At 39.9% G+C, this 16631-nt stretch carries 16 protein-coding genes; 9 read left to right on the forward strand and 7 right to left on the reverse strand.

The features are described 5' to 3' along the window. Window positions 1-217: 217 nt before the first annotated feature. The 4 genes from H3V11_RS06100 to H3V11_RS06115 form a co-directional block, all read right to left on the reverse strand. Entirely contained in the window at window positions 218-820 is a 603-nt protein-coding gene (locus tag H3V11_RS06100; RefSeq protein WP_198224288.1) for a LysE/ArgO family amino acid transporter, read from the reverse strand. A 234-nt stretch (window positions 821-1054) separates the two neighbouring features. Next, window positions 1055-1810, reverse strand: coding sequence for an endonuclease/exonuclease/phosphatase family protein (locus H3V11_RS06105; RefSeq protein ID WP_198223870.1), 756 nt, complete (start codon window positions 1808-1810; stop codon window positions 1055-1057). Between the two features lie 22 nt (window positions 1811-1832). Continuing rightward, the gene (gene nudB, locus H3V11_RS06110) at window positions 1833-2276 is read right to left on the reverse strand and encodes a dihydroneopterin triphosphate diphosphatase (RefSeq protein WP_198223872.1); all 444 of its coding nucleotides are present in this window, start codon (window positions 2274-2276) and stop codon (window positions 1833-1835) included. After that, complete coding sequence (locus H3V11_RS06115; RefSeq protein WP_078475307.1) at window positions 2269-3702, reverse strand: mechanosensitive ion channel family protein; 1434 nt, start codon at window positions 3700-3702, stop codon at window positions 2269-2271. The genes nudB and H3V11_RS06115 overlap by 8 nt, the downstream gene beginning before the upstream one ends. Window positions 3703-4022: 320 nt before the next feature. On the opposite strand from H3V11_RS06115, the gene rpsF reads away from it, so the two are divergent. From rpsF to mltB, 5 genes are all read left to right on the forward strand, one after another. After that, a complete protein-coding gene (gene rpsF / locus H3V11_RS06120; protein ID WP_025330414.1) occupies window positions 4023-4406 on the forward strand; it encodes a 30S ribosomal protein S6 in 384 nt (127 codons plus the stop codon). 19 nt (window positions 4407-4425) lie between these two features. Next, on the forward strand, window positions 4426-4722 hold the full coding sequence (gene priB, locus H3V11_RS06125) for a primosomal replication protein N (RefSeq protein WP_025330415.1): 297 nt from the start codon (window positions 4426-4428) through the stop codon (window positions 4720-4722). A 5-nt stretch (window positions 4723-4727) separates the two neighbouring features. Beyond that, entirely contained in the window at window positions 4728-4958 is a 231-nt protein-coding gene (gene rpsR, locus H3V11_RS06130) for a 30S ribosomal protein S18 (RefSeq protein ID WP_025330416.1), read from the forward strand. 15 nt (window positions 4959-4973) lie between these two features. Beyond that, entirely contained in the window at window positions 4974-5429 is a 456-nt protein-coding gene (rplI, locus tag H3V11_RS06135) for a 50S ribosomal protein L9 (RefSeq protein WP_025330417.1), read from the forward strand. Between the two features lie 116 nt (window positions 5430-5545). Continuing rightward, window positions 5546-6625, forward strand: a complete 1080-nt coding sequence (gene mltB, locus H3V11_RS06140; protein ID WP_370570178.1) for a lytic murein transglycosylase B — start codon at window positions 5546-5548, stop codon at window positions 6623-6625. Between the two features lie 348 nt (window positions 6626-6973). Here mltB and H3V11_RS06145 read toward each other — a convergent pair whose 3' ends face one another. Continuing rightward, on the reverse strand, window positions 6974-8131 hold the full coding sequence (locus H3V11_RS06145) for a hypothetical protein (RefSeq protein WP_198223876.1): 1158 nt from the start codon (window positions 8129-8131) through the stop codon (window positions 6974-6976). Between the two features lie 675 nt (window positions 8132-8806). Between H3V11_RS06145 and dnaX the strand changes: the two genes are divergently transcribed. The 3 genes from dnaX (at window position 8807) to recR (ending at window position 12156) form a co-directional block, all read left to right on the forward strand. Continuing rightward, on the forward strand, window positions 8807-10765 hold the full coding sequence (dnaX, locus tag H3V11_RS06150; RefSeq protein ID WP_198223878.1) for a DNA polymerase III subunit gamma/tau: 1959 nt from the start codon (window positions 8807-8809) through the stop codon (window positions 10763-10765). A gap of 57 nt (window positions 10766-10822) precedes the next feature. After that, on the forward strand, window positions 10823-11164 hold the full coding sequence (locus H3V11_RS06155) for a YbaB/EbfC family nucleoid-associated protein (protein ID WP_025330421.1): 342 nt from the start codon (window positions 10823-10825) through the stop codon (window positions 11162-11164). A gap of 386 nt (window positions 11165-11550) precedes the next feature. Then, window positions 11551-12156 carry a recombination mediator RecR gene (gene recR / locus H3V11_RS06160; protein WP_084551641.1) on the forward strand — a complete coding sequence of 202 codons (606 nt, stop codon included), beginning with the start codon at window positions 11551-11553 and terminating at the stop codon, window positions 12154-12156. A gap of 161 nt (window positions 12157-12317) precedes the next feature. Here recR and ilvA read toward each other — a convergent pair whose 3' ends face one another. Next, window positions 12318-13850 (reverse strand): threonine ammonia-lyase, biosynthetic, encoded by a 1533-nt coding sequence (gene ilvA, locus H3V11_RS06165; protein ID WP_084585824.1) that lies wholly within the window; start codon window positions 13848-13850, stop codon window positions 12318-12320. Between the two features lie 241 nt (window positions 13851-14091). Here ilvA and H3V11_RS06170 point away from each other — a divergent pair, with 241 nt between their 5' ends. After that, window positions 14092-15192, forward strand: coding sequence for a D-alanyl-D-alanine carboxypeptidase family protein (locus tag H3V11_RS06170; protein ID WP_232335778.1), 1101 nt, complete (start codon window positions 14092-14094; stop codon window positions 15190-15192). A 135-nt stretch (window positions 15193-15327) separates the two neighbouring features. On the opposite strand, the gene H3V11_RS06175 is transcribed toward H3V11_RS06170, so the two are convergent. Continuing rightward, window positions 15328-16620, reverse strand: a complete 1293-nt coding sequence (locus tag H3V11_RS06175; protein WP_198211240.1) for an adenylosuccinate synthase — start codon at window positions 16618-16620, stop codon at window positions 15328-15330. Window positions 16621-16631 lie beyond the last annotated feature (11 nt).

Raw genomic sequence — 16631 nt, forward strand, 5'->3', positions numbered from 1 at the left:
AACTATTAAATTTTGGTTTGTAATTAAAAGTGTATTTATAAGATGTAATTAGGAAAAAGCATAATTGCTTTTAAAATTCCTTCTGTTTAGTATTTAATTAAAATTGATAAGCAGTAAATGTTTGAAACAAAGTCTGACTGAGTTAATTGATAGAATAAATTTTTATTGCTGACAGAAAAGAAAGCTGATTTTTCAATGAATTTAGCGTTCAATGTGACTATTTAATGAAAATCAAGCTAAAACTTATACTCCACATAATAACGCCTATAACTAAGTCTAATATCTTCCATGAAAGATTTTGATTAAATAAAGGAGATAAAAATTTTGCACCATAGCCTAATGAAAAAAAGAACAGCCATGAGGCAAGCATAACTCCAAGTGTAAATAGATGAAGATTATCTTTGAATGATACTGATATCGAACCAACTAAAATCACTGTATCCAGATACACATGTGGATTTAACCATGTAAAAGCCAGACAAACGCCAATAACTTTCATTAAGGAACTTTTATCAATCAGGCTTGTTTTCAGCGCTAAATTTTGATTCAATGCAGAATAAAAACTTCGTATGCTATAAATAAATAAAAAAGTAGCACCAAAATATTTGGCATAAATAATAATTTCCGGATAGCGGTTAAGTACTTTAGCAAATCCGGTTACCCCTAAATAAATCAGAATAGTATTTGATACTGAGCAGATTAGGCATACCCAGAAAACATATTGCTGCTTTAAACCTTGCTTTAAAACAAATGCATTTTGGGCACCAATAGCTATAATTAATGAAAAGCCAAGGCCTAGTCCTGATAGTAAAGCAAATATTGAGTTTAACCTATTAAACTATTGAAATGTAAAATAATTAACGCAATTTCTATTACTTGTTATATTAAAGTATATTTATATAACAAGTTTATTTTATTAATAATTTTGCTGAAAGCTTTATTAATTCAATAGATACGACGGTTTTTAAAATTATTCGGAAAATGTCTGGATAAAAATAGCTTAGATGAAATCCAGCTTAGGAATAATGATTTAGATTCATTTGAAAACAGGTTATTAAATTTTACTCAGAGGGCTGACAACTGCGTACAAAGGCAGATGGTCGGAAAGTTTTTGCCATGGCAGACCTGTTAATGGTTTTGCTTCATGTATTTCCAGATGGCGGGTAAAGATTCTGTCGAGACTTAAAATAGGCAGGCGGGCTGGAAAAGTTTTCGGCGCATGGCGATAAGCATAAAATGCATCATGCAAATTTAATTTTAAGCCTAAAGTATCGTGGGAACGCTGGCGCCAGTCGTTGAAATCGCCGGCTAAAATTAATGGATTGGCCGGATCTATTTCACTTTGGATATAGTCATAAATAGTCTGATACTGTTTTATTCGGTCTGGTTCACGTAAGTTTAAATGGGCACACAGGCATACCAAAGGTCGTGTCCAGTGCGGAGGCTGTATTTCACAATGTAGCAGTCCTCGTTGTTCAACACTGTTTACACTTATATCCAGATTATGACAGGTTACAATTGGCAGCTGACTTAAAATAGCATTACCATGATCGCGGTATTTATAACGAGCATTACGTCCGTAACTGACGTTATAGGCTAACTGTTCGCCGAGTACCTGGTAATGGGGTTTTTGGGGAAAATCCGGCATATTTTCTGCCCGTTTACTATTGATTCCTTGTACTTCCTGCAAAAACAGTATGTCTGGTGCCAGCTGATGCAGTGCTGCCGCCATTTGAGGAAGCTGTACTTTTTTATTAAGTGCTGACATGCCTTTATGTATGTTATAGGAGGCAATAGTGATTTTATTCATGAAAATGGCCGGTGATTTTAAATTACCAGTGTTGGGTTAGTTCCAGTATTGCTGAACGGTTCGATGGCGAAAATACTTTTTCCGCAGCCTGTTCAGGCGAACACCATATATAGTCTATATGTTCGCGTGGAGACAGAAGAATAGGAGTTTCTGCTGCAATACACAGGGAAAAGATATGCTCGGTATTATGAGTAACTCCGGGAGCATAGCGATGACGCCAGTGCGGATAAATTTCGTAGATAGTGGATTGCTGCCAGTTAAGAATATCATTGCTATAAATGCCGGTTTCTTCTGCCAGTTCTCGTTTTGCAGTCTGCTCAATTGTTTCTCCCGGTTCCAGACTGCCAGTTACAGATTGCCAGAAATCCGGCTTATCTGCGCGTTCCAGTAGCAGTATCTGCCGGTTGTTATCATAAATAACAACCAGTACAGATACAGGTTGTTTATATGGTTTATTGTTAATCATGATGCTGTTGATGAGCTGAGCGATAAGATGAAACGCTTAATGCGGTGGGTAAGGGCTCCGGATAAGCTGAAGCAGTTTCAGTTTTTACTGAACTGGTTATGGTATCGCAGGTAATCGGATCTTCTTTATCATTGAGAATACGTATTTCCTGCTGCGGAAATGGAAATTCTATACCCACTTCTTTAAAACGATTCCAGATTTCCAGCAAAATTGCAGAATTGATACTTAGAAAACCATTTTCTGGATCACGAATCCAGTAATTAACATACAGATTAATTCCGGAATCAGCAAAGCCGGTAACATAACTGTTTGGTTTAGGATCATCGCATACTCTTGCCTGTTTGGCTGCAGCTTCTTTTAGTATTTCCAAAGCCTGAGGCAGATCTGTATTGTAGGCTACCTGTAAGGTCAGGTTGTTGGACATAATTTTACTGGAATAAGAATCATTGATAACCGTATTGGAAACAAAGGTATCATTCGGAATCAGGGCTTCTGAGCCATCACTGCTGCGTAGTACTACAAAACGGGCAGTTATCTTGGTTACATAGCCGGTGAAATTATTAATATTCAGCCTGTCGCCAGGACGCACGGAATGGTCTGCCAGAATGATAAAACCGGATACATAATTGCTGGCAATTTTCTGTAAACCAAGTCCGAGACCAACACCCAGAGCGCCACCAAAAACAGAGAGAATAGTTAAGTTAATTCCTACCATTGGCAGGGCAATCAGTACGGCAACCACTACCAGTAATGTTTTGACAATTTTTACCAGTACATAACGCAGATTGACGTCGAGTTTTTCTGCTTTAAGAATACGTTTTTCGGTAAATCGGGACAGCCACATAGCAATAATAATGGCAATCCCGACAATAATACTACCGGTGATTACTGTATACAGGCTCAGACTGGTTGAACCTATGGGCAGAGCCAGTGACTTGAGCAGTCGGATAATAAAAGTATCCAGACTGGTGAGCCATAGAATAAAACATACCCATAGGAATGTGGATAGTGAGCGCTCATAATGCTCATTAAAACGGTTATTCGGGATAGCGTTGTGCAACACGGCCATAATGATGCGAATCATCAGTAACCAGCGCGCAGTAAAAACAGTTATTTGTAACCATAATACCGACTCACCTGTGCCGGCACGCCAGATAATCATTGCAATAATAGTGCAGATAAATAGCAATACGGGCCATAGCAGGCGTGTAAACAGGTGGTACAGAAACGGAAATTTAATGTTGTTCTGGTTTTCAGTACGTTTGGATACGGCCGACAGCATTTGCAGGCTGAGCCAATAAGTACCAATCATAATCACCACTGCACAGGCCAGTTCCAGCCAGCCGGTAGTGGTTTTCAAACTATGTACTATCAGGCGTGCCAGAAATTCTTTGCGGGCAAACATGGAGTCAAAGTAGTTATTCATGGTAGGGCAAAGAAAAAATTTTAAAATTGACCTAATGGTAGGCGTTCTAATTGGTTTCTGTAAACTGTCGTTATTAAAATTATCAAATATAGATAACTTAATCTGTGCATATGATAGGGGTGAATAATACTTCTAAGAATAATGGTTTATTTAAAATTGTTTATAAAAAACATATTTTTGTTGTGATTTTAATAAATCAGCTTAAGCAGACAACTTATTATTTGATTCTGAATGCAAAGGTGCTTATAATAATCGGTTTTCCAACCTTGCCCTTTGCACTTTCGCATGGTAAAGGGATCGATTAGCCACAAGGAGTACTCATGCGTCATTATGAAATCGTGTTCATTGTCCATCCGGATCAAAGCGAACAGGTCGGTGCTATGGTTGAACGTTACAAAACCATGATTACCGAAGCTAATGGTAAAATTCACCGTCTGGAAGACTGGGGTCGCCGTCAGCTGGCTTACCCGATCAATAAAATTCATAAAGCACACTACGTGTTAATGAATATTGAAACCACACCTGAAGTGATTGACGAAATTGAAACAGCATTCCGCTTTAATGATGCTGTATTGCGTCATCTGACTGTAAAAATGGACGCAGCAGTGACTGAAGCTTCTCCAATGATGAAAGACGAGAAGTCTAAAAATCTGTTAGCAGGTAACAGCACTGAAACTGCTTCAGAAGAAGCAGCTGAAGCCTGATTAATTTACTGAGGCCGGTTTGCTGAATCAAATATGCCTGTGTGCACAGATTAAAAGTCTGGACAATTTACGCTATACGCCAGCCGGTTTGCCGGTTCTGACCATGTGGCTTACCCATGAGTCATGGCAAACGGAACTGCAACAGCAGTATCTGGCAAAAGTAGAAATTCAGGCGAAAGCACTGGGTGATTTAGCTGAAAACTGGTCGTATCAGCCGGGAAATATGGTCGAAGTCAGCGGATTTCTCAGCCAGAAAGGTATATACCACTCCCGTCCGGTACTGCATATCCAACAAATTCGTGAATATAAAGGTTAAACGACATGGCTCGTCAATCATTCAAACGTAGAAAATTTTGCCGCTTTACTGCGGAAGGTATCAAACAAGTAGACTATAAAGCAGTTGATTTGTTAAAAGATTTTATTACTGAAAATGGTAAAATCATTCCGGCACGCATTACCGGAACCAAAGCACATTACCAGCGTCAGCTGTCTACAGCTGTAAAACGTGCCCGTTTTCTGGCTTTGCTGCCTTACACCGATCAACATAAATAATAAGGAAGAGTTATTATGCAGATTATTTTGTTAGAAAAAGTCGGTGGCCTGGGTAATCTGGGTGATCTGGTTAATGTAAAAAACGGCTATGCCCGTAACTTTTTGATTCCTCAGGGTAAGGCTCAGCGTGCCAATGCTGCCAATCTGGCTGCATTTGAAGAAAAACGTGCTGAATATGAAGCACATCAGGCTGCTGTTCTTGCTGATGCTGAAGCACGTAAACTGAAACTGGATGGTCAGAACATCAGTGTAGCGCAAAAAGCTGGTGTTGATGGTCGTCTGTTTGGTTCTGTAACTACTCATGATATTGCAGAAGCTATTAAAACTGCTATTGGTGTTGAAGTAGTTAAAGCTAATGTGCGTTTGCCTAATGGTCCTTTGAAAGCCATTGGTGAATATGAAATCGAAGTAGCTCTGCACAGTGATGCTGTTGCTGCTATCACAGTAACTGTTGTAGCTGCTGCAGAATAAATATAACTGACACACATCAGGAAAGCGTAAGCTGTTCGGGTTAATCCGGACAGCTTTTTTGTTATTGATGGTAAAATTAGTTTAAACTGTGCATGAAGCATATGCTAGGAACCATAATAATGAAATTAGTCAGGATGATAAGTGCAGCTTTGTTTCTGTCTGCTTGTCAAAGTACCCATCCAATTCAGGAAAAACCACGTCAGCCTACTGCTACAACCAGTGTATCGTCACCAGCTGATAATAAAGTGTTTGCTTTGACGGACAATGGAATAGATTTACTGAAACGTAATGATGTAAATCGTTTTATTGATTTTGAAGTTAAGCGGGGACAATATAGCAGGGCTCAATTGGAAAATTTTTTCCGGCAGGTAAGCTACCGGCCAAGTATTGTTCGTGGTATGGATAAACCGGGAACATCCTTACCGTGGTATACATTTGTACAGAATAATGCCAATAATGTTCGTATTAATACCGGAAATATCTTCTGGAAAAATAATACCGGAATAATTCAGGCAGTATCAAATCGTTATGGAGTAGCGCCGCAATTGCTGGTGGCGATTGTCGGGATTGAAACTAATTACGGCAATACTATGGGCTCATATCGGGTTGCTGATGCACTGACAACATTGGGCTATCACTATCCACGGCGGGCTGAATATTTTCAGCGTGAGCTATCTGAATTTTTGCAACTGGCTTATGAAGAAAAGCAGGATCCATTAAGCTTTAAGGGCAGCTTTGCCGGGGCAATGGGTATGCCACAATTCATGCCATCCAGTTTTCGCCAGTTTGCTGTTGACTGGGATGGTGACGGACATCGGGATATCTGGCGTAATTCTGGTGATACACTGGCCTCAGTGGCCAATTATATGAAACAGCATGGCTGGCAGTCTGGAGCACCGATTGCTGTTCCGGTAAATATGCAGCCAACACCGCGATTACAGCAAATCATTGATGAACCTACTTCGCTTAAATACACCGCAGGTCAGTTGCGTCAGTTAGGCGTAGTCATTCCCGCGCAGATTAAAGATCAGGAAAAGGGTATTTTATATCGTCTGGAAAGATCTCCCGGCGAATATGATTACTGGTTTGGTCTGAATAATTTCTACACTATCTGGCAATATAACCACAGCCGGCATTATGTGGCAGCCGTTCGTCAGATTGCGAATAATCTGGCAGATGCCAATGCTAATTTATAAATGAATGTTCATTTGCAATCATCAGCCATCTTGTTATACAGATGGCTTTTATTTTGCTATGGTAAGTAGTAATTGATTAAAATAATTATTAAAAAATTTAGATAAAGATGAAACTAATCTGGTGTAATTCTTACCTGTATTAATATTGCAGGATATTCAATTAAACCATAGTCAGATTTATCATTGAAATGAAGATGAATGTCTGATTAATTATTATTAAATTAGTTATAATAGAAGATATTAATATTAATTTATGTGTTCAAATAAGTTTTTATCTTTCATTGCAGATAACTCCGATTTAAAATTTATCTAAGTATGGCTATTCGTGTTTATTAGATAATGAGTAATCTAGTGATTTACCTGCATTTCCTCGATAACACTTTCTATAATCTGATAAGCCAGTTTAGCTGCATCTAATTTTTGATTGATAGAATTTTGATCATCATTATCAGGATTATTCTTATAATTAATTGTAAAAGAGTATAAGTAGGAAACTTCCCAATTATTAGTAAAATCATGAGTTATATAGCATTTTAAATCATAATCAGTCGGGCAATTAATAACAAGAGGTTCCGTTACAGATGGTAACCAACCGGGATTGGGAACGGTTATGACATTATAGTAGTGATCAAAAAACTTAAACATTTGTACTTGATTATCAAATTTTAAATTTTCAATCAATTCAGTGTGATGATTCACTATTTCATAATTTAATTTTTCTTCTTTAGTATAAATATATTTATTATTCAGATCGTCTTGAAATTGTTGCCATGGACTTTTAGTATTCTTATCTTTTTTTATCAGTTCGAATTCAAGCCATTCAAATTTTATTTGTCTGGTTGCCAGATTTTTGCAATAGCTGGCCATTTTTTTTGAAACCGGATGTTGGCATAAAGTATTTAAATCAATATTTATTTTACCAATGGAGTCGATTAAAGTTGGTTGAGAAGCTGAAAATTGCCTGCAAAAATTCTTTTGAGCAGTATTAAAAATATAATCTTCTAACTTAGGAGCAAGGCTTCTAATCCAAAATGATGGATATTTGGAGATCGGGTAAATACGTAAGTTAATATCTTCTGATAAAGCCACTAATCGGCCATTTTGTTTGCATTCACTGTCTGGACGGTTTTGCCAGTATTCTATTAACGCCGGAGCGACAAGATAGGCTGGCCAGAAAAAGGTACATAAGAATGGCAAAACAATATAAACAATAACAGAATAAAATTTTTGCTTAATGCCTTGAAAATGAGCCGTGAAGGACTGACAGTAGCGAAGAATAACTGGAAAAAGTGCTCCTGTTATTGAAAATAAAAAAACATAGAAGTCAGCAAATATCAGGCTGAAAACTAACCATCCGGCAATAATAATGGCAAAGCCTATTTTGATAAATTTATAAATTTTTCCATAAACAATTATCAGGGTAGGAAGAAAAACGATGTAGAAAAAAGGCAGTATAAATATCCATACAAAAACATAACTATCAGTGTGATAATAAGGATGATCCATGTACAGGCTCACTAAAAATATCTTTTTAAAATTATATTGACCCTGTTATTAATATAAATTAATTATTTTATTTAAAACAAATAATATTGATATATTGTGTATTTATATCAAATTATTGGTAGGTTAATTTGTAAATATGAACTCTTTTGACAAGGATAAATAAATTTCTGGTAATTTTTTTACTCATCCAGATGCTTAGATTAAGAGTAAAAATATTTAATATTAGAATAATGTGATTGTTAAACGCAGCTGCTCAAGTAATGTTATATATTTCATAAATTAAGATTGATTTATAATTAAGCATACAGACTAAGTGCGTGGTTACATGTATTCAGATAGTTTTTCATGTAGCAAATGACTTTTTATTTCTTTTTGTTTTTATTTTCGCGTAGTTATATTTACTAAGAGCGATTTGTGTAAAATATTTGTACTTTAATTTATTATTGATGATTTAAGCATATTAAATATATATTCTGTAATTTTAACTATTTAAAGTAATAACAACAGATGTTAAAGCAAGTTGAGGTTGTTTCATCTGATTGTTTCACCTGGTTTGTGGCTTTGGTATAACCTTTTATGCTGGTTTTTAGTTACAATAAAGTGCTTGTTTAGATTGCACTGAACAAGATTTATTTTGCCTTTAAGTTTTGCTGTGGCTGGCAGTTGCGGATGGTTATGACTTATCAAGTATTGGCACGAAAATGGCGACCAAAAAAGTTTGCCGATTTAGTAGGACAGGAGCATGTAGTCAGGGCGTTGTTAAATGCGCTTGATAAAGGACGTTTGCATCATGCTTATATGCTTACGGGGACTCGGGGTGTAGGTAAAACCACCATTGCCCGTATTCTGGCCAAAAGCCTGAATTGCCAGCATACTGAACATGGTGAGCCATGTAACCAATGTGATTCTTGTCGCCAGATTGATGCCGGCCGTTTTGTTGATGTGCTGGAAATTGATGCTGCTTCCAATACAGGAATTGATAATATCCGCGAAGTACTCGAAAACGCACAATATGCGCCAACGATGGGGCAGTATAAAGTCTATATCATCGACGAAGTGCACATGTTGTCGAAAAGTGCTTTTAATGCCATGCTCAAAACTTTAGAAGAGCCGCCTGAACATGTGAAATTTATTCTGGCGACAACAGATCCGCAGAAAGTACCGATTACGGTTTTAAGCCGGTGTCTGCAATTTGTCTTGCGCAATCTGAATAGTACTCAGGTACATGATCATCTGGTTTATGTATTACAGCAGGAACAAATTGCTTATGAAGATCCGGCATTATGGCTGTTAGGCCGGGCTGCTGCCGGCTCAATGCGTGATGCACTCAGTTTGCTTGATCAGGCTATTGCCATTGGTTCAGGAAAGGTGACTGAATCTGATGTGCGGAATATGATTGGTGCGGTTGATAAAAGTTATTTGTATGCGCTTTTGGAAGCCTTGGCTGTACGGGATGGTCAGGCATTACTGGCTAAAGCGGAGGAAATGGCCAGTTGCGCGGTAGGATTTGATAGTGCGTTAACTGAGCTGGCTCTGTTATTACAGCGATTAACAATACTGCAATCTGTTCCGGCAGTCGGCGCTGATGATCCTGAATATACGGCTTTAACTCGTTTTGCGAGTTTGTTTTCAGGAGAGCAGATTCAATTATATTATCAGTGTGTATTACGAGGTAAGGCAGATTTGCCGCTTGCTCCGGATGAGAAAGCCGGGTTTGTCATGACCTTATTGCGGATGCTTGCATTTGCACCTCTGGCTGCACTGAATACACAACGTTTGCATGGGCAAATCGATGGTACACAGTTGCATGATGTGCCAGTAAACAATAAGCAGATTGATAATATACCAACTGTTTCTGAAAAAAATAGTCCAGCTTCAGTATCTGAAGCACTGTCAGAGACAGCATCTGATGCAACTATTGAAGTACCGGCAACATTAGAAACTGAAATAATCGAAAAAAAATCGTCGTCGATAACAGCTGCTGATAGCAAGATATTAAATGATTCTTCACCTGCTTTGCAGGAATCTCAGTCTGTAACGATTAGCGATGAGCCTCCGCTACCCTGGGAAACAGGTGTTGATGACATATCCTACGAGGCTGTAAGTGTGTTTGAGGCTGTAGAATCAGTCAAAGCAAACGCGGCAGAAAAGTATGATGAAAATACGGATATATCCGCAGAAAAGCCCAGAGATGATCAGAATTTATCTCTGGTAAATAAGGCTTTTCCGCCATTGACGGCAGAGAACTGGCCGGAAATTTTAACTTTGCTGGCGCATCGTCTCGGTGCTGTACAGTTGTTCAGTCAGCATACGGCGATTGTTGCTTATGATGAAAATAGTGGTGATTTAACTATTGCTCTGGCTGAGCAGGGCGAGCCGACAGCCAATCGTGAGTTACTAAACCGGCTGGCTGAATCGTTGTCAGAAGTTTATCAACGGCCGATACATCTGCATACCTGTAGCTGGCAGGAGCAGAGTATGCCGGAAACACCGCAAATGCGTCAGCAGCGATTACATGCAGAACAACAACAGCAGGCAAAGACAGTGTTAGAAGCGCAGCCCGCTGTAAAGATGCTGATGGAAACTTTTAATGCAGAATGGATACCGGAAAGTTTACATCTGGATAAAGAATAATTGCCATTATTTGTTTAATTTTTTCTCTCTATTTAATTGACGTGTAAGGAAGATATTATGTTTGGAAAAGCAGGTTTGGGTGGTTTGATGAAGCAGGCGCAACAGATGCAGGAACGTATGAAAAAGGCGCAGGCTGATCTGGCTAATGTAGAGGTGGAAGGTGAATCTGGGGCTGGTATGGTTAAAGTAACCATGAATTGTCACTATGGAGTAAAACGTATCCATATTGATGACAGTTTGCTTGCTGATGCCGCTGATGACAAAGAGATGCTGGAAGATTTGATTGCAGCTGCGGTTAATGATGCCGTACGTAAAGCTGAATCAACTTCTTCAGAACGTATGAGTCAGTTTACTCAGGGTATGAATTTACCGGCAGGTATGGGAGATTTATTTAAATAATTACGCCAATAAAAAAGGGTAACGGTTATGTTACCCTTTTTTATTGTTTTTAGTTTAAGTTGTTATCATTAAAACCATTGTTTTCTGCTTAGTTACGAAACTAAGCAGATAAAATGTTATATTGAAGTTCAGAAGTCAGGATGATAAGTGATCCGGATTAGTCTGATGGTAATCTTACATGGTATACAAATGTCAGGTTGGGTAAGATGAAGATATTTTGTCTGAGTTGGTGAAGCCAGTTCCGTTTCTTCCGGTTTGATGAGAGTTTAATTACATCAGAGCTATATATAAAATAATCTATAGTTTTTATGAAATAGATCCGGGCAGTCAGTCAGTGAAAACGGGCTGGTTTTATGTATGACTGAAGAGTTTGTTACAGGTAAAAAATGAGTACAAAACATGTGGACGCATTTAGCCGCTTAACCAATGCATTAAAAGTATTGCCTAATGTTGGCCCTAAAACAGCGCAGCGCATGGCATATGAATTATTACAGCACCAGCGTCAGGGCGCAGAAGAGCTGGTGGAAGCAATTCAAGCTGCTTTATTACAGGTACAGCATTGTCGTTTATGTAATACTTTCTGTGAAGGTGAATTGTGTGCAATTTGTTCTGATGAGCAGCGTGACACCAAACGATTAATGATAGTACAAATGCCGGTGGATGTAGCCAGTATGGAATCAGCACATTGCCATGATGGTTTGTATTTTGTATTGATGGGACAGGTTAGTCCGGCTCAGGGAGCAGATTTGCAGGCCATTGCTTTAGATAAACTGGTAACGCGATTACAGCATCATGAAGTAGATGAGATTATTATTGCTACCAATTTTACTGCTGAAGGAGATGCTACTGCGTACGTGCTGGCACAATTACTGGCTGAGTTTCCGGCAAAAGTTACGCGTCTGGCGCGAGGTATGCCACTCGGAGCAGAACTGGAATACATAGATGCAGGTACTCTGGCTCAGGCTGTTTATGAACGCCGTAATGTAAAGTAAACACTATAATTTACAGATAAAATCGGCTTAATGGCAGAATGGAGAATAAAAATATCACTAGGAAAGATTAAGCCAGTCACAGATTCATTTAAGAAATCAGACAGAGTAATTTTAGCAATTACTCTGTCTGTTGTTTTGTGGTTGTATTTCTGATTTAATTATCAGGAGGTAGCGGATTCGCTCAGAAATAGCTGATAAGCGGCATTGTGAGTTTGTTCCTGATAGATATAACCCACATTATCCAGAAATGCATAAAATTTTTCTGCATCAGCCGGGGGAATATTCAAACCAACCAGTACGCGGCCGAAATCGGCTCCATGATTGCGATAATGAAACAAAGTAATGTTCCAGTCGGATTGCATATGTATCAGAAAACGTCTCAGGGCACCCGGTCGCTCAGGAAATTCGAAGCTAATCAGACGTTCATTAGCCACTTTGCTGGTACGACCACCTACCATATACCGGATATGCAGTTTGGCCATTTCGTTATGAGTGAGATCCAGAGCCGGCAAACCATTGTTGTTCAGTTCCTGTACGATAGTCTGTAAATCAGCAGTATCATTGCTTTGAATACCAACAAATATATGGGCCTTCTGGTCATCACCATAACGATAATTGAATTCGGTAATATTTCTGTTACCGATTAGATCAATGAAAAAACGAAAGCTACCGGGTTTTTCCGGGATGGTTACCGCAAAAATTCCTTCATGTCCCTCTGTCAGTTCACAGCGTTCAGAGACGTGGCGCAGTTGATGGAAATTCATATTTGCACCGCTGGTTACTGCGATTAGATTTTGATGCTGACATTGATTCCGGGCGATATAGGCTTTTAATCCGGCAAGAGCCAGTGCACCGGAGGTTTCAGTAATACTGCGGGTATCATCGAAAATGTCTTTAATTGCAGCACAAATACTATCGGTATCTACAACAATAATATCATCCAGTAAGTCTTTGCATAGTGTGAATGTTTCTTCACCTACCAGTTTAACTGCGGTACCATCCGCAAACAAACCTACTTCTTTAAGTTCAATGCGTTTGCCGGCAGCAATAGATTGCTTCATAGCACAGGCATCTTCAGTTTCTACGCCGATTACTTTGACCTCCGGACGTACATTTTTAATGTATGCCGCCACTCCCGCCGCCAGCCCGCCGCCGCCAATAGCAACAAATACAGCATCAATAGGTTTCGGGTGCTGGCGTAATATTTCCATACCGATGGTACCCTGTCCGGCAATGACATCCGGATCATCAAACGGTGGAATATATGTGAGGCCACTTTGGGCAACCAGTTGCATGGCATGGTTATAGGCATCATTATAGGACTCACCGGCCAGTACTACTTTACCACCGCGTTTTTTTACAGCATCGATTTTAATTTGTGGTGTGGTCTGTGGCATAACGATAGTTGCCTCACAACCCAGTTTTTGTGCTGAAAGTGCTACGCCCTGAGCATGATTGCCGGCCGAGGCCGTGATGACACCTTTTTCCAGGGCATTTTTATCCAGTTTGGCCATTTTGTTATAGGCCCCGCGGATTTTGAAAGAGAATACTGGTTGTAAATCTTCCCGTTTCAGCCAGATGTGATTGTTGAGTCGATCTGACAGATTAGCAGCATAATCCAAGGGTGTTTCAATGGCCACATCATATACTGCGGCAGTAAGAATGCGGGTAAGGTAGTTTGTGTGATTGTTCATAATGTAGAATGAAAAAACTGATTTTATTTTGCAGATTATCTGATTAACTGAATTAATCAAAAATTAACGATAACGCGGCTGTTTTTTTTATGCAAGTAAATTTGCCAATATTGCTTCTCTTGTGCAGACTAATGTTTATAATAAGTGGTTATGGAAGTAGTTAATCGCGGTTAATTCAGATTTAAATTTGATAATAGAAATGATGAGAAATTTTTTTCACTGGTTTATTACAGCTGTGCTGATGAGTGTTTTGCTACCGGCACATGCAGTAACTATGCCTGAAATTAATGCTGCTGCATATGCAGTGGCAGATCAGCAAAGTGGTACAGTTCTGGCCAGCCGTGATAAAGATGCCCGGATTGAACCGGCAGCACTGACAAAGCTAATGACAGCTTATCTGGTATTAGATGCTTTGCATACGGGTAAACTGAAAGCGCAGCAACCGCTAAAAGTTTCCGCTACCGGCTGGCAGGCAGATGGTAGCCGGATGTTTTTACAGCAGGGTGTTCCGGTAAATGCGGAAACCGTTGTGCAGGGTATGCTGGTTATCTCAGCTAACGATGCAGCAATTACGCTGGCTGAGGCTGTGAGCGGAAACGAAAAAGCATTTGTGCGCAAGATGAATGCTGAGGCGCAAAAAATGGGACTGACAAATACCAATTTTGTCAATTGCACCGGATTACCGGCAGAGGGACAATATAGCAGTGTGGGGGATCTGCTGCTGCTGGCTCAGGCTTTGGTGCGCGATTTTCCGCAATATCAGAGCTGGTTTGCTAAAAAATCTTTTGCTTATAATGGTGTTACTCAGTTAAACCGTAATTTGCTCCTATTCAGAGATGATCAGGTAGATGGTCTGGCAGTCGGCTATACTATACATGGTGGTTACAATCTGGTTGTAAGCAGTAAACGCAATGAACGCAAAATTGTAGCTGTACTGGTAGGAGCTGACAGTAGTGAGGCCAGAGCAGCAGAGGGAAGTAAATTATTAAGCTGGGCTCTGACTAATTTTAATACGGTCAGATTATATCCGGCCGGACATAAAATAAGTGATATTACTGTTTATAAAGGTGCACACAGGAAAGTAGCAGCAGGTTTTTTAGGTGACGCTTATGTCACTTTGCCGTCTGGTAGTGCTAAACAATTGTCTGTAGAGCTGGAGGCTGTTCAACCAGTGGTAGCACCGGTGTACAAAGGCCAGAATATCGGAACTTTAAAATTGCTGTCAGGTAAACAGGAAATTGCCCGACAGAATGTTGTGGCACTGGAAAATGTGGGTGAAGCAAGCGGGTTTGGTCGTTGGCTGGATGGTATCGCCATGTGGTGGCATAACCTTTTTAACTGATAAAGCCGGCTGCTTTTTGAGAGATAAGCATTTATCTAAACGACTAATTAATCAGTTTAAAGGTAATATGTGCTGAATTGATTGATTTGTTTTAAAAATAAACCCATCAGCTGATGGGTTTATTTTTAATTTCAGTTATTCATAAGGATGACGGAGCAGAATGGTTTCTTCTCGATCAGGACCGGTAGAAATCATGGCAATCGGAGCACCGCAAATTTCTTCAATACGTTTCAGATAGGCTTTAGCATTGTCTGGTAGTGCGTCGTATGATTTCAGACCAAAAGTGCTTTCCTGCCAGCCCGGCATTGTTTCATAAATAGGCGTACAGGCAGAAACGGCGTCGGAACCACAAGGCAAAATATCTATTTTTTGCCCGTTATAATCATAACCGACACAAATATTAATGCTATCCATGCCATCCATAACATCCAGTTTAGTTAAACATAAGCCGGAAATACCATTTACCTGGATAGACCGTTTCATCAGAGCAGCATCAAACCAGCCGCAGCGGCGCGGACGTCCGGTTACTGCACCAAATTCATTGCCGCGTTCTGCCAGACCTTGACCCACGCTATCAAAAAGTTCGGTCGGGAATGGTCCGGAACCAACTCGTGTTGTGTAAGCTTTGACAATACCTAGTACGTAATCAAGTTTAGTCGGTCCTACACCAGAACCGACAGCTGCCGCTCCGGCAATACAGTTAGAGGAGGTAACGAAAGGATAGGTACCGTAATCAATATCAAGGAAAGTACCCTGAGCACCTTCGAACAGCAAGGATTCACCACGGGCATTCATGTCGTTCAGTTCACGGGAAACATCTCCGACCATTGGTTTTATCTGATCGGCCAGTTCCAGAGTCTGCTGGTAAATTTTTTCAGCATCAAGTGCTTCCTGACCATACAGGCCGGTAAGCTGGCAGTTATAAATGGCTACTGCATCTTTAATTTTCTGCTGTAAAACATCAGGATGGAATAAATCCATAATACGAACTGCACGCCGGGCAATCTTGTCTTCATATGCAGGTCCAATACCGCGACCGGTCGTGCCGATTTTCTTATCCCCCTTGGCTGCTTCACGAGCATGATCAAGAGCGATATGATAGGGAAGAATTAAGGGACAGGTCGGTGCAATGGTTAATTGTTTGGTTACATCAATACCCGCCTGCTGTAATTCAGCCATTTCGCTAAGCAGGGCTTCTGGTGATACGACAACACCAGAACCGATAAAACAACGTTTACCTGTATGTAAAATACCACTGGGAATCAGGCGCAAAACAGTTTTTTTGCCATTGACCACCAGAGTATGCCCTGCATTATGTCCGCCCTGATAACGTACCACGCCGGAGGCACGTTCAGTCAGCCAGTCTACAATTTTACCTTTGCCTTCATCACCCCACTGGGTGCCGACAACAACGACGTTTTTTGCCATATGGTTTTACC

The sequence above is a fragment of the Snodgrassella sp. W8158 genome (assembly GCF_016100435.1).
Classification (GTDB): domain Bacteria; phylum Pseudomonadota; class Gammaproteobacteria; order Burkholderiales; family Neisseriaceae; genus Snodgrassella; species Snodgrassella alvi.

Coding starts and splice junctions, on each gene's coding strand:
- H3V11_RS06170 (WP_232335778.1), top strand. CDS start 14,092: ATGAGTGTTTTGCTACCGGCACATGCAGTAACTATGCCTGAAATTAAT.
- dnaX (WP_198223878.1), top strand. CDS start 8,807: ATGACTTATCAAGTATTGGCACGAAAATGGCGACCAAAAAAGTTTGCC.
- H3V11_RS06175 (WP_198211240.1), bottom strand. CDS start 16,620: ATGGCAAAAAACGTCGTTGTTGTCGGCACCCAGTGGGGTGATGAAGGC.
- H3V11_RS06105 (WP_198223870.1), bottom strand. CDS start 1,810: ATGAATAAAATCACTATTGCCTCCTATAACATACATAAAGGCATGTCA.
- rpsF (WP_025330414.1), top strand. CDS start 4,023: ATGCGTCATTATGAAATCGTGTTCATTGTCCATCCGGATCAAAGCGAA.
- H3V11_RS06115 (WP_078475307.1), bottom strand. CDS start 3,702: ATGAATAACTACTTTGACTCCATGTTTGCCCGCAAAGAATTTCTGGCA.
- rpsR (WP_025330416.1), top strand. CDS start 4,728: ATGGCTCGTCAATCATTCAAACGTAGAAAATTTTGCCGCTTTACTGCG.
- ilvA (WP_084585824.1), bottom strand. CDS start 13,850: ATGAACAATCACACAAACTACCTTACCCGCATTCTTACTGCCGCAGTA.
- H3V11_RS06155 (WP_025330421.1), top strand. CDS start 10,823: ATGTTTGGAAAAGCAGGTTTGGGTGGTTTGATGAAGCAGGCGCAACAG.
- H3V11_RS06145 (WP_198223876.1), bottom strand. CDS start 8,131: ATGGATCATCCTTATTATCACACTGATAGTTATGTTTTTGTATGGATA.
- nudB (WP_198223872.1), bottom strand. CDS start 2,276: ATGATTAACAATAAACCATATAAACAACCTGTATCTGTACTGGTTGTT.
- rplI (WP_025330417.1), top strand. CDS start 4,974: ATGCAGATTATTTTGTTAGAAAAAGTCGGTGGCCTGGGTAATCTGGGT.
- recR (WP_084551641.1), top strand. CDS start 11,551: ATGAGTACAAAACATGTGGACGCATTTAGCCGCTTAACCAATGCATTA.